The organism is Chitinibacter fontanus (genome assembly GCF_013423785.1).
Taxonomy (GTDB): domain Bacteria; phylum Pseudomonadota; class Gammaproteobacteria; order Burkholderiales; family Chitinibacteraceae; genus Chitinibacter; species Chitinibacter fontanus.
In genome coordinates, this window is record NZ_CP058952.1 from 2,920,314 (window position 1) to 2,935,620 (window position 15,307).

General features: G+C 40.2%; 13 protein-coding genes and 1 pseudogene. 13 read left to right on the forward strand and 1 reads right to left on the reverse strand.

Going from position 1 to position 15,307, the window contains the following annotated elements:
* Positions 1 to 90 precede the first annotated feature (90 nt).
* The 13 genes and pseudogenes from epsF to HZU75_RS14045 all read left to right on the forward strand — a co-directional run bounded on the left by epsF (position 91) and on the right by HZU75_RS14045 (position 12,957).
* Positions 91 to 1,467 (forward strand): chain length determinant protein EpsF, encoded by a 1,377-nt coding sequence (gene epsF / locus HZU75_RS13980; RefSeq protein ID WP_180306624.1) that lies wholly within the window; start codon positions 91 to 93, stop codon positions 1,465 to 1,467.
* Entirely contained in the window at positions 1,464 to 2,327 is an 864-nt protein-coding gene (gene epsG / locus HZU75_RS13985; protein ID WP_180306625.1) for a chain length determinant protein tyrosine kinase EpsG, read from the forward strand. The genes epsF and epsG overlap by 4 nt, the downstream gene beginning before the upstream one ends.
* A gap of 3 nt (positions 2,328 to 2,330) precedes the next feature.
* Positions 2,331 to 3,215 (forward strand): exosortase B, encoded by an 885-nt coding sequence (gene xrtB, locus HZU75_RS13990; protein WP_228028076.1) that lies wholly within the window; start codon positions 2,331 to 2,333, stop codon positions 3,213 to 3,215.
* On the forward strand, positions 3,212 to 3,883 hold the full coding sequence (gene epsI, locus HZU75_RS13995; RefSeq protein WP_180306626.1) for an exosortase-associated protein EpsI, B-type: 672 nt from the start codon (positions 3,212 to 3,214) through the stop codon (positions 3,881 to 3,883). Before xrtB ends, epsI begins: the two co-directional genes overlap by 4 nt.
* A 1-nt stretch (position 3,884) precedes the next feature.
* Positions 3,885 to 4,727, forward strand: coding sequence for a heparin lyase I family protein (locus tag HZU75_RS14000; protein ID WP_180306627.1), 843 nt, complete (start codon positions 3,885 to 3,887; stop codon positions 4,725 to 4,727).
* The gene (locus tag HZU75_RS14005) at positions 4,717 to 6,243 is read left to right on the forward strand and encodes an O-antigen ligase family protein (protein ID WP_180306628.1); all 1,527 of its coding nucleotides are present in this window, start codon (positions 4,717 to 4,719) and stop codon (positions 6,241 to 6,243) included. The genes HZU75_RS14000 and HZU75_RS14005 overlap by 11 nt, the downstream gene beginning before the upstream one ends.
* Positions 6,244 to 6,273: 30 nt before the next feature.
* Entirely contained in the window at positions 6,274 to 7,593 is a 1,320-nt protein-coding gene (locus tag HZU75_RS14010) for a flippase (protein ID WP_180306629.1), read from the forward strand.
* Positions 7,593 to 8,543, forward strand: a complete 951-nt coding sequence (locus HZU75_RS14015; protein WP_180306630.1) for a glycosyltransferase — start codon at positions 7,593 to 7,595, stop codon at positions 8,541 to 8,543. The genes HZU75_RS14010 and HZU75_RS14015 overlap by 1 nt, the downstream gene beginning before the upstream one ends.
* An 18-nt stretch (positions 8,544 to 8,561) precedes the next feature.
* On the forward strand, positions 8,562 to 9,671 hold the full coding sequence (locus HZU75_RS14020; RefSeq protein WP_180306631.1) for a glycosyltransferase: 1,110 nt from the start codon (positions 8,562 to 8,564) through the stop codon (positions 9,669 to 9,671).
* Between the two features lie 194 nt (positions 9,672 to 9,865).
* Positions 9,866 to 10,782, forward strand: a pseudogene (locus HZU75_RS17810) (glycosyltransferase family 4 protein).
* Positions 10,779 to 11,264, forward strand: coding sequence for a glycosyltransferase family protein (locus HZU75_RS14035; RefSeq protein WP_180306634.1), 486 nt, complete (start codon positions 10,779 to 10,781; stop codon positions 11,262 to 11,264). The pseudogene HZU75_RS17810 and the gene HZU75_RS14035 overlap by 4 nt, the downstream one beginning before the upstream one ends.
* The gene (locus tag HZU75_RS14040; protein WP_180306635.1) at positions 11,227 to 11,703 is read left to right on the forward strand and encodes a glycosyltransferase; all 477 of its coding nucleotides are present in this window, start codon (positions 11,227 to 11,229) and stop codon (positions 11,701 to 11,703) included. The genes HZU75_RS14035 and HZU75_RS14040 overlap by 38 nt, the downstream gene beginning before the upstream one ends.
* Positions 11,704 to 11,790: 87 nt before the next feature.
* Positions 11,791 to 12,957 carry a nucleotide sugar dehydrogenase gene (locus tag HZU75_RS14045; protein ID WP_180306636.1) on the forward strand — a complete coding sequence of 389 codons (1,167 nt, stop codon included), beginning with the start codon at positions 11,791 to 11,793 and terminating at the stop codon, positions 12,955 to 12,957.
* A gap of 916 nt (positions 12,958 to 13,873) precedes the next feature.
* On the opposite strand, the gene HZU75_RS14050 is transcribed toward HZU75_RS14045, so the two are convergent.
* Positions 13,874 to 15,274 carry a PIG-L family deacetylase gene (locus HZU75_RS14050; protein WP_180306637.1) on the reverse strand — a complete coding sequence of 467 codons (1,401 nt, stop codon included), beginning with the start codon at positions 15,272 to 15,274 and terminating at the stop codon, positions 13,874 to 13,876.
* Positions 15,275 to 15,307: the final 33 nt, after the last annotated feature.

Sequence of the window (15,307 nt, forward strand, 5' to 3'; positions counted from 1 at the left end):
TGACAAAGGTGCCTTTGGGGTTGGGTTTGTAGCTTATACCTCGGGTGCGGGAGTCAATGTAGAGCGCTAATCAATTAGAGCGAAACCAACATGACGTTTGAACAATTTCTAAATATTTTGCGAGCCAGAAAGTGGATTGCCATTGCGGTATTCGCAACGGTATTGCTGACCACGCTGGTTGTAAGCTTGATTTTACCAAAGCAATACACCGCAGAAGCCACAGTTGCGATTGATATCAAGGCGGCCGACCCTGTCACTGGACAACCTGTTGCAGGTTATATGGCACCTAGCTTCATGGCAACCCAGGTTGACATGATTAGTAGCCAAAATGCGGCATTGAAAGTGGTCGACACTTTGGGCTTGACGCGTTTACCTGAGGCACAGGCACAATTCCAAGAAGCAACCCAAGGCCGTGGCGATATTCGCAATTGGTTTGCTGAAACATTGCTTAAAAATCTAGAAGTAAAACCGAGTCGCGAAAGTAATGTTATCAATTTGGAATACACTGCCACAGATCCTGGTTTTGCGGCTGCGTTAGCCAATGCATTCAGCCAAGCTTATATTCGCACCACAGTTGAAATTAAAGCTGCTGCGGCACAACAAAATAACGCATTTTTCCAAGAGCAGCTAAAGTCTTTGCAAGCTAATTTGGAAAAAGCACAAAATAAATTATCAGAGTATCAGCAAGAAAAAGGCATTGTAGGTTCCGATGAACGCTTAGATATTGAAACTCAGCGGCTGAATGAATTATCAAGCCAGTTAGTTGGCGCGCAGACACAAACGTTTGATGCTCAATCACGTGCCCGTGGCGGTAGTGTGGCCCCCGATGTACTTAATAACCCACTGATTCAGCAGCTCAAAGCGCAGCTTTCTACTCAAGAAGCCAAATACAAAGAATTGTCTGAAAAGAATGGGCCTAATCACCCACACAATCAACAAGCATTGGCAGAGCTGAACGCAACTCGCGCACAGTTAGGTGAATTGATGTCCCAATACGCCGGCGGCCTAAGCAGCGCGGCGGGTAATTCGGCTTCACGCCAAGCCTCATTACAAGCTGCCCTCCAGGCCCAAAAAGAGAAAGTATTGCAACTCAAGAGTGAACGCTCAACCCTCGATGTACTGCAACGCAACATCGATAATGCGCAGCGTAGCTACGATCAAGCTCTGCAGCGTATTAGTCAAACCATGCTAGAAAGCCGCTCAGACCAAAGCAATATCTCGATTATCAAATCAGCCGTTGCCCCGCTCAAGCATTCCAGTCCACGTACATTGCTCAATATGGTTTTAGCGGTGTTTGTAGGCGGCTTGTTGGCGGTCGGTTTTGCAATGTTGGCCGAATTAATTGATCGCCGTGTGCGCTCAAAAGAGGATATTGAAAATATGCTTGGCTTAAGCGTGCTCGCCGATCTTGTACCCCCACCAACCAAAAACAGCAGATTTGGCCGTTTTGCAGGAGCAAAAGCATGAACGCAAATGTAAACCCAATGGGGCATATGGCAAAAGGCAATATAGGGCAGCAATTGCTCGATAGTGGCAAGATCAGTGCGAGCCAAGCTGAAAAAGTACTGTTGCTACAAAAAGAAACAGGTATGCGTTTTGGTGAAGCAGCGATTAAACTCGGCTTGATCACCGAACAGGATATTCAGGATGTTTTAGCGCAGCAGTTTGAATACCCATATCTAGTATCAGGACAAAGCCGTTTTAGTGAAAAGCTTTTGGCGGCATACTCACCATTTGATCCGCAAGTGGAGGCTTTGCGCAGTTTACGCAGCCAGATCTTGTTACGTTGGGTCGAAGGTGGCAATAAATCTGTCGCACTAACATCGTATGATGCTGATGAGCAATCAGAGCTGTTAGCAGCCAACCTGGCGGTTGTATTTTCGCAGTTGGGCGAGCGTACATTGCTAGTAGATGCCAATCTGCGTAATCCAAAACAGCATGAATATTTTGCAGTAGACAACCGCAAAGGCCTTAGCGATGTACTGGCAGGCCGAAGCCAACTTGATGCAGTTCATCGAATTAGTGAGTTCCGTGATCTTTCTATTTTGACTGCGGGTACTAAAGCACCAAATCCACAAGAACTTTTATCGCGCGATGTATTTAGTGATGCGGTTGCGCAGTTAGCACAAGAGTATGACGTAGTCATTTACAGTACATCGCCATTGCAGCTATCGGTGGACGCTCAACTAGTAGCATCACGGGTTAAAGGTAGCATTCTGGTTGCTAGTCGTAATCAAACACCGATTAAAGGGTTAGAAACAGCAAAAGAGCAATTGCAATCAGCAAACTCAACTATTTTAGGCTGCGTTATCGCACAGGATATATAAACCATGGCGAATATGCATTTAGCTAATCAAAATGGCCAATTTAATTTGGCCGTTTTTTTTCAGCAAAATCTACTAATTTTGTTCGGTGTGTTGGCCTTGGCGATCCCAACAATCATGACATTAGCCAGTGGCATTTGGCAAAGTGACGATCAAGCCCATGGCCCAATTATATTTGGTATTGTTATTTGGCTATTTTGGCAGCTGAAAGATCAAATCATTCAATTAGAAACTAAGCCGAGTCTAGCTGCTGCATATGTGCTGATTATTCCGGCGCTATTACTTTATGTACTTGGCCGCTCACAAGCCATTTTGATGTTTGAAATCGGGGCATTTATCCCATTAGTGTGTGGGCTATTGCTGATTAGCAAAGGCTGGCGCGCGATTACAATTGCTTGGTTTGCGATTATATTTATGCTGTTTTTGATACCACTACCTGGTTCAGTAGTGGATGCATTAACTGGAGCATTAAAAGGGCAAGTATCACACATTGCCGAAGTATTGCTGTATGCGGTCGGCTATCCAGTGGCGCGTAGCGGCGTAATGATTACCGTGGGGCAATATCAATTACTCGTGGCTGATGCATGCTCTGGCATGCATTCGATGTTTAGCCTATTAGCAGTGGGTTCTTTGTATGTGTATATCACCGATCACAGTAGCAAGCTACGCAATGCCTTATTGATTTTAGCGATTATCCCCATCGCCTTTGCTGCCAATATTATCCGAGTAATGACATTAATTTTAGTTACGTATCATTTTGGTGATGCGGCAGGGCAGGGTTTTGTTCATGATTTTGCGGGTATTGCTTTGTTTGCGATAGCTTTGCTAAGTATGTTCGCACTTGATAAGGTGCTTGGTCTGATGTTTCGAGAAAAGAAGGCTCGAAAATGAAAATAAAATTACAGATGATTTTAACTTTACTTATGGTTCTATCTGCTGTAAGTGCCTGGTGTTTAATACCGACACAATATATGCACGAAACGAGAAAGACCAAATTGGGTGATCTTGTCCCAGAACACTTTGGGGACTGGCGTGCAGAAAAAAATGGAAGTAGCGTTGAAGTTCCGGCTGAGTTATTAGCGACCGTAAATAAAATTTATAGCGAGACAGTATCTAAAACATATAGAAATTCACACGGTGAAGTCGTTATGTTGTCCATTGCTTATAGCAAGGAGCAATCAGATTCGGCCAATGTGCATCGTCCAGAAGTCTGTTATCCGGCTCAGGGTTTTACTGTGGTCAAACGCCAGGCGGAACAGTTCAAAGTGGATGGCCACAATATTCCTGTTACCCAATTAGTCACCGAGCTGGGTGAAAGAAAAGAACCATTAAGTTATTGGGTTTCTGTAGGTAATGATATTGTGGAGAATAAGTTCGCACAGAAATTGAAGCAGATTGAATATGGCTTCAAGGATATGATTCCGGATGGTATGATTTTTCGCATTTCTACAATCGATGTAAATAATGAAAATTCATTCAGAATACAGAAAGAATTTGCATATGATTTTTATAAAAGTTTAAGTCCGGAAGCGAAAAATATTTTCTTTGGAGTGAAGTAACATGGATGCATATCCAGTATTTGATTTAGTCATGCCTGTTACGATGCAATATGTAGCTGATAATATGGGCGTTCAAACGCACAGTGGCACCTTAGAGCGTGTTGTAGACCCAGTTAAAGGTAATAAACCTGTATTTGAGTTTACGCATCAATATCGAAAAGCAGAGCGAAATGAGTTGGGCCGTGATAAATGGTGGGAAAGAAAACCAGAAAACCACTATGCATATTGGGTTTCATTTTATGTGCCAAAGAACTTTACATATTCACCAACTAATACACCGCTCAATGCTGCATCATTTGTGAATGTAAGTAATGAAGAGACATTAGCAACACACTATATGGGGAATACTAGACAGCCTGGCAATCCATTGTGGATTACACAATGGCACGCAAGTAAGTATGGTCCCCCACCGATCGGTTTAACACTTTATGGCTCTACAACACCAGGAAAGTTAACATTGGCGATTGAAGAGCATGTATCGCGATATAGTTATGTGAATTCACCCTTTCAAACTGAAATTAATTATGGGCAATGGTATTCCGTAAAATTATTAGCTAAATGGGAAAAAAATTATTATTCAGATGCGTTAAGTGCTGGCTACTGGGAGTTTTATTTGGATAATAAATTGGTTTTGAAGTACAGTGGGCAAACAATTCCGAATGCCGACATATATGAGAACTTAGCACCAGCATATAAATTCGGAGTGTATACTCCCGCGTATAGAGATAGTTCGGCGGAAGCATTTAGAATACTTCATAAGGGGATAGTGATGGCTGCCGGACCAACGAAAGATATAGCTAATTTAAAATTAGTGCGAGTATTGGGTGCAAAAGGTGAACGCTAATCTTACAAAACATGGTCATGCTTTAATTCAAAAAATCGATTTATTCAGGAGTCATATTAATTATCCTGTGGCGATGATGTTTGTTTTGGCACTAATTTGTTCTGTATTTTCTGCAATTGCCATCGTTTTCAAGGCGGTTATGTTCTTGGTTCCTGCTATTATGTTAGCGGGCACCGTAGTATTCTTTTTGGTGTTAAAAAATAAAGAATTGTTTTTTTCACGTAGCTACTCTTGGCTTTTACTAGCAATTTTTTTTGGCAGTGTAATATCACAATTGCTCGCGCGCATGAGCCCGTTAGCCTTGCAGAATGTTACAGATCTGATTTTATACACTTCAGCGATAGGCTTTGTATTTGCTGCCTGGCCGTATATTTCGCAATCAAAAGTATTATGTTTTGCTTTTTTGATATTAATTTTGATGTGGATCTTGCAGCTTGCGTCAAGTTTGTATGGTCGTTCGGAGTGGTTTTCCGCGGTGTATCAATTTGGGTATAACTTGAAATGGCCGTTGATGTTCATTTCAGGTTTTGCAATTGTTTGGGATAGAAAATTAGAGAGCAAAGTATGGATTGTCTTGCTTGGGTTTTCGTTCGTGCTGCTTTTTTTTACAGTGCTACAAATTCTTGCGCCTAGTCTTTTGAATAACCTTTTCTCTTATTCAAATAACAGTTATGGTGGTGAAAGTAATCCATTTATTCCGCTCATAAAACGACTCGGTGGATTTTATACATTAAGCTCGAACACAGCTGCAGTGGCATCTGTTGGATTCATCTTTTTACTGGCTGGTTGGCTCAGGTACAGAAAAATCGTGTTTATATATGGGATAGCTGCTTTTGGATTGGTTTTGATTTGTACTGGGCAAAGAAATGAATTAATGGCACTGATAATTAGTGTGGTTATATTTTTTTTACTTTATGTGCAGCGACCAACTTGGCAAAAACTGCTGTTTTCAATACTCGGCTTGATTTTAGTAGGGTTAACAATTTACTTATTAGCAGATAAATTGCATTTAGATGAAGTACTGAGATTGTGGGGAATTACGGGTACGCTGTATCAGCTTACAGATCGTGTTGCTCTGACCGTGCATGGCTACGAAGTCGCTCAGCAATATTTCCCACTTGGTGCAGGTTTAGGAACCTATGGTGGTGTTGCGGCGATGAAGTTTGACCCGTCTTTGTACGATGATTTGGGCTTTGCTCGCTATTACTATTGGTATCGGCAGGGTTTGTTTTTAATGGATACCTACTGGCCGAATATTTATGCCGAAGGGGGGCTATTTGCAGCTTACGCTTTACTGCTCATTTTTGGCTTAATTCTGCTCTATTCGTATCAGCTTAAAACACCAACGATACATGCAAAAGCGCACCGCGCAGCTGCGTTTTCTATTTTAATTTATATGTTACTAAATACTATTAGCTCAACGGTGATTACAGATCCCAAATTTTCGTGGATGGCATGGTTGAGTTTTGGTTGGGCGGCCTATTTATCCACGCCGGCAATTAAGAAGAATATTTAATCCACATATACATTATGTCAGTCGATTTCGATGTCTAAAAAAAGAAACCTTAGTAATGTCATTTGGTATGCAAGTGAAAATCTTAGTACGATTTTCTTTGGTTTAGTCAGTGTTTTTTTTGTCGCTCGTTTTTTTGGTCCTGAAAATTTAGGACAATTAAGTTTAGTGCAGTCTACTTCAGCCTTGTTTATGTTTTTGGCGACATTGGGGCTAGACCATTTTATCGTACGTGATTTAGCTAAAGACCGTGATAATGGCCGATATATTGGCAGCGTGATGATGGCGCAGTTTTTGGGGTGGCTAGTTTATTCGGCGTGTTTGATTTTGTGCTTGTACTGGATGGGTAAGCTCGAATCAATGCAAATGGTGATAATAGTATTATTTGTACTTCTTACTACTTTATTTACACGGGCTACTTTAGGGAAGCTGTATTTTCAAGCAACGAATCAGCCACGTGCAATTGCTGCATCGGCCATGGTATCGCGCATCGGTGCGCTCATTTATTTAGGTTTGGCCATTTACCTAGGCTGGAGTTATGAATGGGTAATTGCTTATTTGCCATTGCAAGCACTGATCCAATGTGCGATGTTGTTTTGGCAATATCAGAAATTAAGCTTAATCAGCTGGCGTGATTGGCAAGTTGATACACATCAAATGCTTCGAACTGTTAAAGAGGCAACGCCAGCGCTCCTGTCGGCAGCTATCTTTCCCATTTTCATGCAGTCGGATGTTTTAATTATTGCTCATTTAATCTCGAATCATGCAGCGGGGGTTTATTCTGCAGCATCAAAGCTGATTATCCAGTTTAACTTTGTTGGCCCAATTATTACGATGACTTTTTATGCCGCCTTGGCGCAGCGTTTAGAGAACCATGTTGAATTTGCCCAAATGGTTGGCGGCATGATCACGATTTTTTTTCTGCTTGCGTTTCCAGTGGCCTTAATCACAGCCATTTTCTCTGAGCAAATCATTGCTCTCTTGTATGGCGCCAAATTTACCGAGAGTGCTGAAGCTTTGCGGGTATTGGCTTGGGTGTGGCTATTTGTAATCCCTGCCTCCTTATACTCGCGACTGCTCATTATGCGTGGCCAGGCAAAATATGAATTATTTAAATCGGTTGTTGTAGCAGTCACTAGCGTGTCACTTAATTTTGCTTTAATACCCCGGTTTGGCATTGTTGCAGCGGCGATGTCCTCTGTGATTTCGTACGCAATCGCGGATTTTTTTATCTATGGAATATTCCCGGCGACTCGTGACGTGTTTTTTATCGCAGTTAAGTCAATATTAAATATTTTCATAATGCCTCAAAAGGCATGGCAATCTGTTATTTATGTCGTGAGTACAAAGTAATGCCAATTACCCTCTCAATTATTGTTCCAATTTATAATGTTGAAAACTACATTGTTCAGTGTGTCGATTCATTATTGTCTGAAAAACCGGAAAATGTTGAGATTGTTTTAGTGAACGATGGAAGCAAAGATCAGAGTGTTGATTTAATTAAGGCTCAATTCAATTCAGAACTTTTAATGGGTCGATTGATTTTATTAGAACAAGAAAATCAAGGCGTTAGCGTCGCAAGAAATACGGGGATAGCACATGCACATGGCGAGTATATAGGTTTTGTTGATGCCGATGATTTAATTCTACCAGGGTATTACTCATCGGTTTTGTCTGTGATCTCAATGAATAGTCCTGATATTGTTGAGATAGGCTGGAAAACATTTTCTGAGGTTGCGGACATAGAATCTGCCGTTGAAAATTATGTTCATCCTAATTTTGGCATGCATCCTGCTGTTGATCTGCTTGAGGATGTTTTTGCTGCATCTATTTGGTATCCAGTTATTCGTTTTTTTAAAAAGACTTTATTGCATGGTCACTTCTTTCCTGTTGGTGTCCGATTTTGTGAGGATTTGATTTTGTTGCATGTCTTGTATGAAAAGGCTGAAAATATATTTCAAATTAAAAATGCGCTTTATGCATATAGAATTAATGCTTTAGGTGCGACTATGAATATGAGTGCGGCCTACGTTAAGCCACTGCAAGATCTCTATATTACATTGTTGCATCGAAAGGAACACCATGTGCAGCTTTTGAAAATAGCTGTTTTTTATGTTTTACACAGGTGTATGCAAAATACTAATACTTATTCAAAATTGGATAATAAAATTGAATCTGATTTGTTATTTATGCGTTTAAAGTTTTGGCGCTACACTTCTGTTGGTGCTCGAAGGTTAAGAATATTTATGTTCCCATTGTTGTCTAATTTTATTTTTAATGTAAAACGTAAATTAATAAAGTAAATTTATATTGGGCTGTGCATGTCGCTTAAAGTGATTTTTAGAATTTCGGTGCTAGGTTTCGGTGGTGCAGAGCGTGTATTTTTATCGCTCGCTGAATATCTACATTGCCATCACAATTGCGAAATTATTTTTGTGGTTGACCGCTTAGCGGGTGAAAATGATGTTAATGCTCGGGCTTTAGGATTGCAAGTGATTTCGCTTGATGTTAATCGTACGCTTCAATCAATTCTTCCATTTAAAAAAGTGTTAGAGTCCATCAAGCCAGACATTGTTCTGTCTGCGTACCCTGATACTAACGGTTCAGTTCTGATTGCTCGAATACTCAGCAAGCATAAGTGTCCAATTATTGTTAGTGAGCACGCTTCTATCAAACATCATTTTCAAGCAAGTAGTTTTCATAGAAGGCAAATTGTTAACTTTATTGTTTCGTATCTATATTTATTAGCAAATGCTGTTGTTTGCGTCTCAAAAGGGCTTCAGTTCGAATTATCTGGTTTGATGAAGTCGAAAAGTAAGGTTAGAGCAATTTATAACCCGATACGTTACGCAAGTATGCAAGTTCAATTGTATAAACACGATAAAAAAACAGCAAATATATTGGCAGTGGGTCGTGTTGTCAAAGCAAAAGATTACATGACTTTGCTTATGGCATTTAAAAAATTAAAAACTGTAAATGCTAAGCTAACTATTTTAGGTGGGATTTCTGATAAGTTAGAGAGTCAACTCCTAATTGACTTTGTTGCTGCTAATGATTTAAATGGTCGCGTGACATTTTCTGAGTATACAAATAACCCGGAAATTTTTTATCAAGAAGCCGATCTTTTCGTGCTCTCATCTGCGTGGGAAGGATTTGGAAATGTCATCGTTGAGGCAATGGCATTTGGCTTACCAATTGTCAGCACTGATTGTGACTCAGGTCCCGCTGAGATTCTCAAAAATGGTCAATTTGGAAGATTAGTGCCCGTTGGAGATGCAGAAGCAATGGCGTTGGCTATTGATGAGGTACTTAGCAATAATCCTTTTGATCCAAAATTGCAACGACAGCGTGCTGAAGATTTTTCAGTCCAAAAAATTGGGCTGGAATATTATAATTTGCTTGTTTCAACGGTGAATACATTTAATGCGTAACATTAATTGATATTATAGTCGATCTTAGGAATGGGGTATTGATGACTCATATTGTCATGATTGGTACTGATTGGTCTGCCTTTGGAGGGATTACCGCAGTCATCAAAAGTTATAAAGACGGTGGATTATTTGATAAATGGCCGATTCGTTTTTTGGCAACATATCAGAATGATCGACTGATTAACAAACTTCTGATGGCTTTACGTGCCTATATAGTTTTGTTTTTTTGGTTAGTAACAAGGCAAGTTGCAGTTGTGCATGCCCACTCGGCTTCTCGTGCGAGTTTTTGGCGAAAATCGGGCTTGTTGTGTTTAGCTCTTTTTTTTGGGGTAAAAACAATATTTCATTTGCACAGTGGTGAGTTCCCTGTGTTTTATCATCGAGAATGTAAACCATGGCAGAAGCGCTATATTCGTTGGATTTTACGACAGGTTGATCAGGTTATTGTGTTGACAAGTAGCTGGGAAGAGACTGTGTTGACTATTGAACCTAATTGCCGTGTTTACGCCTTGCCTAATCCAATTATGGCTTCAAAATTTGAAGCCACCCCAATCCCATTCAGAGTTTTATTTCTTGGGCGCTTACGGGAGAAGAAGGGGGTATATGATTTAATCGCATCTTGGAAAAGCATCGTGGATAAATACCCATTAGCACAATTAGTGTTGGCTGGTGATGGGGATCAAAACCCGTTTTGGGATTTGGCTATTGAATTGGGTATTGAAAGGCAAATTGAAATGCCGGGTTGGATTGCCGGTGGTGATAAAGTGCTAGCATTGCGAACCGCTGATATTTTTGTTTTGCCTTCTTATTTTGAAGGGCTGCCAGTGTGTATATTAGAAGCGATGGCGCAGGGGTTCCTGTAATTGCTAGTAAAGTAGGTGGAATTCCAGATATTTGTCGTGATGGTATCGATGGTTTGTTAATTGAACCTGGCGATGTAATCGGGTTATCTGCGGCCATTGATAAATTATTTGCTGATTCTACATTACGAAATCGGATTATACAGTCTGCGTTGGGTCGAATTAATACTGAATTTGTTATGGAGGTTGTTCTAGCAGATTTAGGTCGTATTTATAGTCAATTGGGCGCAAAGCCAAAGAGTATTCAATGAGTAAGAAAAAACGTGTTTTAGCGGTTGCGTCCGGTGGAGGGCATTGGGTGCAATTACTTCGCTTGCGACCTGCTTTTGAGGGGTGTTTGGTTGAGTTTATGAGTACTAACGCGGGTTATGCAAAAGAAGTTGATGCACCTCTGCATGTCGTTACTGATGCTAATATGTGGAATAAATTTAAGTTGCTCCGTATGTTTTTGGATGTGCTGTGGGTAATGATTAAAGTTCGTCCCGACGTTGTAGTGACAACAGGAGCTGCACCTGGTTTTGCTGCAATATTGTTTGGCCGCATACTTGGTGCTAAAACAGTTTGGATTGATAGCATTGCAAATTCAGAAACACTTTCTAGTTCGGGCCAACAAGCTGGGCGCTTCGCACATGCTTGGCTGACTCAGTGGGAGCATTTAGCAAAACCAGAGGGTCCTCATTATTGGGGGGCGTATTATGATTTTCGCTACAGTAGGCACGCAATTGGCATTTGATCGTATGATTAATGTGCTCAATGATTGGGCTGAGATCAATCCAAGTGAGAAAATTATCGCTCAGGTTGGTCCAAGCAATGCAATGTTTGATTATTTAAATTGCCACGATTTTTTACCGCCTGATTTATCAAACCAATATTTCAAAGATGCACGCATTATCGTAGCTCATGCAGGGATGGGCTCAGTTTTAACCGCGCTAAAATATCATAAGCCAATTATCATCTTCCCACGTAAAGCATCCTTAGGTGAGCATCGTAATGAGCATCAATTGGCAACTGCACGCTGGTTAGAAAAGAAAGCTTCAATATTTGTTGCATGGGATGAGGCTAAATTAATCGAGCTTTTAGATCGTAGTCACTCTTTGCTGTCTGGTGATGGGTTCACTGAATATGCTAATGCTGATTTGATTGGTAATCTAGCAGAATTTATCAATAGCTAATTGTCTATTTAATGTTGTATTTGTTTTTGTTGATTTAGTCAATTGTAATATCTCATAGTTTAATGTTTTTTACATCTGGGTGCTTTAATGAAGATTACAATAGCTGGTACGGGATACGTTGGGCTTTCTAATGCAATTTTATTGGCACAGCATAACACAGTGATTGCTTTGGATATTGATCAGGTTAAGGTTGATTTAATCAATAATAAGCAGAGCCCAATCATCGATACCGAAATTGAGTATTATCTAGCGAATAAGCGGCTTGATTTGATTGCTAGTACCGATAAGGTTTATGCTTACGCGGATGCTGATTTTGTCGTGATTGCTACGCCGACGGATTATGATGTTGAAACCAATTATTTTAATACCTGCTCAGTTGAATCCGTGATTCGTGATGTATTGCAATTTGCACCTAATGCAACGATGATTATCAAATCTACGATTCCGGTTGGCTTCACGGAGCGGATGCGTAAAGAGTTTGGCACACAAAATATTATTTTCTCTCCTGAGTTTTTGCGAGAAGGGAAGGCTTTGTACGATAATTTGCATCCTTCGCGAATTGTCGTTGGTGATCAGACGCCTGCTGCAATTCAGTTCGCTCAGTTGTTGCAGCAAGGGGCAATCAAGCGCTACATTCCTGTTTTGCATACTGCATCCACTGAAGCAGAGGCGATTAAATTATTTGCTAATACCTACCTAGCCATGCGAGTAGCTTATTTTAATGAGCTCGATAGCTATGCAATTAGTCATGGCCTGGATACGCGACAAATTATTGAAGGGGTTGGGCTCGATCCACGGATTGGCGATCATTATAATAATCCTTCATTTGGGTATGGCGGCTATTGCTTACCAAAGGACACTAAGCAACTTTTAGCAAATTATCAGGAAGTTCCTAATAATATTATCCGTGCGATTGTTGATTCTAATACAACGCGTAAAGATTTTATTGCCAAAGAAATTTGGCGTAAAGATCCACGGGTGGTTGGTATTTATCGCTTAGTTATGAAAGCTGATTCTGATAATTTTCGTGCTTCAGCGATTCAGGGGGTTATGAAACGGCTTAAAGCCAAAGGGATCGAAGTCATTATTTTTGAGCCTGCGATGAAAGAAACAGAGTTTTTTAATTCCAAAGTGTATACCGATTTGGCTGAATTCAAAGCATTGTCCGATATTATTGTTTCTAATCGTTTGTCTGATGAACTTGATGATGTCAAGGATAAAGTATTTACCCGTGATTTATATGGTCGTGATTAGTTTTTTAAAAATCCTTCTAATATTTTGAAAGAGTTAATATTTTAGAGAGTAACGTCGTATTTTCGTATAATCGCATTCGGGTTGCCGGAAGAAGGATTTGACGGCAACCCCCGCGTTTTTTGCGAGGTTGCAAATAGAAGAAGTTAATGCATACTCTTGTTTTTAGGTAATACTCTCAAAGGCCATATTTGCTCGCTCAGTGTTGCAACTCCATGCCCTATTGGGGGCGAACTCTTGCATGTCAGTGACCGATTCAAATTGGTCGGTGATTCAGTAAGTCGTATCGCAACGTGTGATTGTTGCTCACCACATACGCTTTCTTTTGCGGATTCCTTAGCTGGATATACTCCAGTCGTATGCCCAGTTTTCCACCCAGTCTTTGACCTTTTGGCTGATTTATTCTGTACCATTGTCATAACGGATGGCTTTGGGCTGAACTCGTCATTAGAGAACTTGATTAACGCTCGGATGATTCGTTCAGCGGGCAGCAATAAATCAATTTTCCATGCCAGTGCGTCATGATTGAATCCTCACTAGCATTGAGCAGCTAGATGCAACAAATCCGCACTGGCCAAACAACAAAGTCGTTGAACGAATTGGAAAGGTGGTCAAAATCGGCATTGAAACGACTTCAATTGCGGCCGAATAGAATTACATCATATTTTAAACATCTGAAGATTGAATATGCGGTGGAAGTGGTGTATTGAATTGCAGAGTTAATGCACAAATTAAATGTGATGCAAATTGAGTGAAATAAAACCCTTATAATAATATTTGGGATTAAGCACTGCTGAGCTTTCATGCAAAACAGAAACAGTTAGTGTGCAAGATAAAATCAACTGAATGTTTAAGTTGGTTCAATTTGCGTGGTCAATTTGATTGGAATCTGCTCAGTCGCTGCAGGGCGATTACTGTGTTAGTCAAGATCCCCATATATTTTTTTTCTTGTTACTTCTGAAAGTGCGTCCTCTGTATTAATCTCAAAAAAAAGCTCATTTGATCTAACGGCACGCCTAAAATAGCTTGAGTCCGATCCCGTTGTCTCATTTAATAACTGGTTAAGGTTAAGTGATATTAATTTACTGGTTTTCTGCCTCCTTGCGCTAGGCCTTAAATCACTCATCGAATCCAGTGCAATATATTTCTTGCGCTGCAAGTTAGCATCTAGTGGGATTGAAATTATTTTACGGAAGAAGAGTTGTTTGCCGAGTGGTGGTAAAGTTACTCCATCTCCTTTTGCACCAAATGGATAAGTCTCACTTGGTGCATTAGGAAGATGTGCAGTGTACAAGAGAAGTTTAGGTTTAACTGCAGTAGTTGATTTTGACAGCGCCTCAATTAATGCCACAGTTGTAAATTTATGATCAGCATGAGCGTCAATAGCAGGATAGGGGGAAACTATGAGATCTGGTTGGGTTTTATCCAGCACGATTTGAAGGTCGCTAATCAAATTTGCCCAAGTCGCAGTCGCTTCACCCTTTGTGAGCAATTCCGAATTATTGAATTTACGATAGTTACTCATCAATATTTCTTTATTGTGTAAGGAGTGAACAACCTCATTCGGTTCCTTATGCATTATTTTTAATGTTCCATCGTAATAGCCGAGATTGAGCATGTTCTGCGGCTTCACACCGGCTAGCATTGGGGTCGTGATGCTGTTCCAAGTTCGTAACTCTCCTTTTGCTTTATAGATCTCAGCCAGTTCGTGCTCCGCAAAAAGATCTGAATATAGTTCTCCTCCCGCATCTCCAGCTGTGACGGTGATTACGTACGCATTTTTGGCTTTACTATATAATCCATATGCTGCAATTTCTGCATCGTCAGGATGGGGAGCCAAAATTAAAATATTTTTAGTTGTATAGTCGCCAATGATATCTTGAGCCAACTGTACTTTTTGATTGTCCAGGGTTAAATTGTTAACCTCAAATTGTAGATTACTCTGGCCAATAAACGAAGATAGATTTAAGTAACGAACTCCACTGGCACCAAATTCAAAGCACTGTTTATCTTGTATGGATTCACTTAGGATGGTGATACAGGGGGGGAATATTCTGGATAGTAGCGTGGATTTAATTTTAACAGATAGGAAGGCGCTTGTAGCTCCATGTATCCATGGCAAGGATTTAATACTGTGATCTTCGATTTCCAAGTTATCTTTTCTGCTAAATTGGAAATTATATTGGTAATCGCTGTGGGTATCGTATTTGTAAAATGATGTATGAAGCAGTGCTAACTTGCACAAATAACCCAAGATTAAGATTAATAAGATCAATGTTATTGTAACGATAAATTTTTTTATATTTCGTGTTTTTTTCATATAGTTAATTTTTTTAAGTATGTAAAAATATAA

What these genes read in the sequence shown, in the direction of transcription:
- epsF (WP_180306624.1), top strand. Translation starts at nt 91, where the DNA reads ATGACGTTTGAACAATTTCTAAATATTTTGCGAGCCAGAAAGTGGATT.
- epsG (WP_180306625.1), top strand. Translation starts at nt 1,464, where the DNA reads ATGAACGCAAATGTAAACCCAATGGGGCATATGGCAAAAGGCAATATA.
- xrtB (WP_228028076.1), top strand. Translation starts at nt 2,331, where the DNA reads ATGGCGAATATGCATTTAGCTAATCAAAATGGCCAATTTAATTTGGCC.
- epsI (WP_180306626.1), top strand. Translation starts at nt 3,212, where the DNA reads ATGAAAATAAAATTACAGATGATTTTAACTTTACTTATGGTTCTATCT.
- HZU75_RS14000 (WP_180306627.1), top strand. Translation starts at nt 3,885, where the DNA reads ATGGATGCATATCCAGTATTTGATTTAGTCATGCCTGTTACGATGCAA.
- HZU75_RS14010 (WP_180306629.1), top strand. Translation starts at nt 6,274, where the DNA reads ATGTCTAAAAAAAGAAACCTTAGTAATGTCATTTGGTATGCAAGTGAA.
- HZU75_RS14015 (WP_180306630.1), top strand. Translation starts at nt 7,593, where the DNA reads ATGCCAATTACCCTCTCAATTATTGTTCCAATTTATAATGTTGAAAAC.
- HZU75_RS14020 (WP_180306631.1), top strand. Translation starts at nt 8,562, where the DNA reads ATGTCGCTTAAAGTGATTTTTAGAATTTCGGTGCTAGGTTTCGGTGGT.
- HZU75_RS14035 (WP_180306634.1), top strand. Translation starts at nt 10,779, where the DNA reads ATGAGTAAGAAAAAACGTGTTTTAGCGGTTGCGTCCGGTGGAGGGCAT.
- HZU75_RS14040 (WP_180306635.1), top strand. Translation starts at nt 11,227, where the DNA reads ATGATTTTCGCTACAGTAGGCACGCAATTGGCATTTGATCGTATGATT.
- HZU75_RS14045 (WP_180306636.1), top strand. Translation starts at nt 11,791, where the DNA reads ATGAAGATTACAATAGCTGGTACGGGATACGTTGGGCTTTCTAATGCA.
- HZU75_RS14050 (WP_180306637.1), bottom strand. Translation starts at nt 15,274, where the DNA reads ATGAAAAAAACACGAAATATAAAAAAATTTATCGTTACAATAACATTG.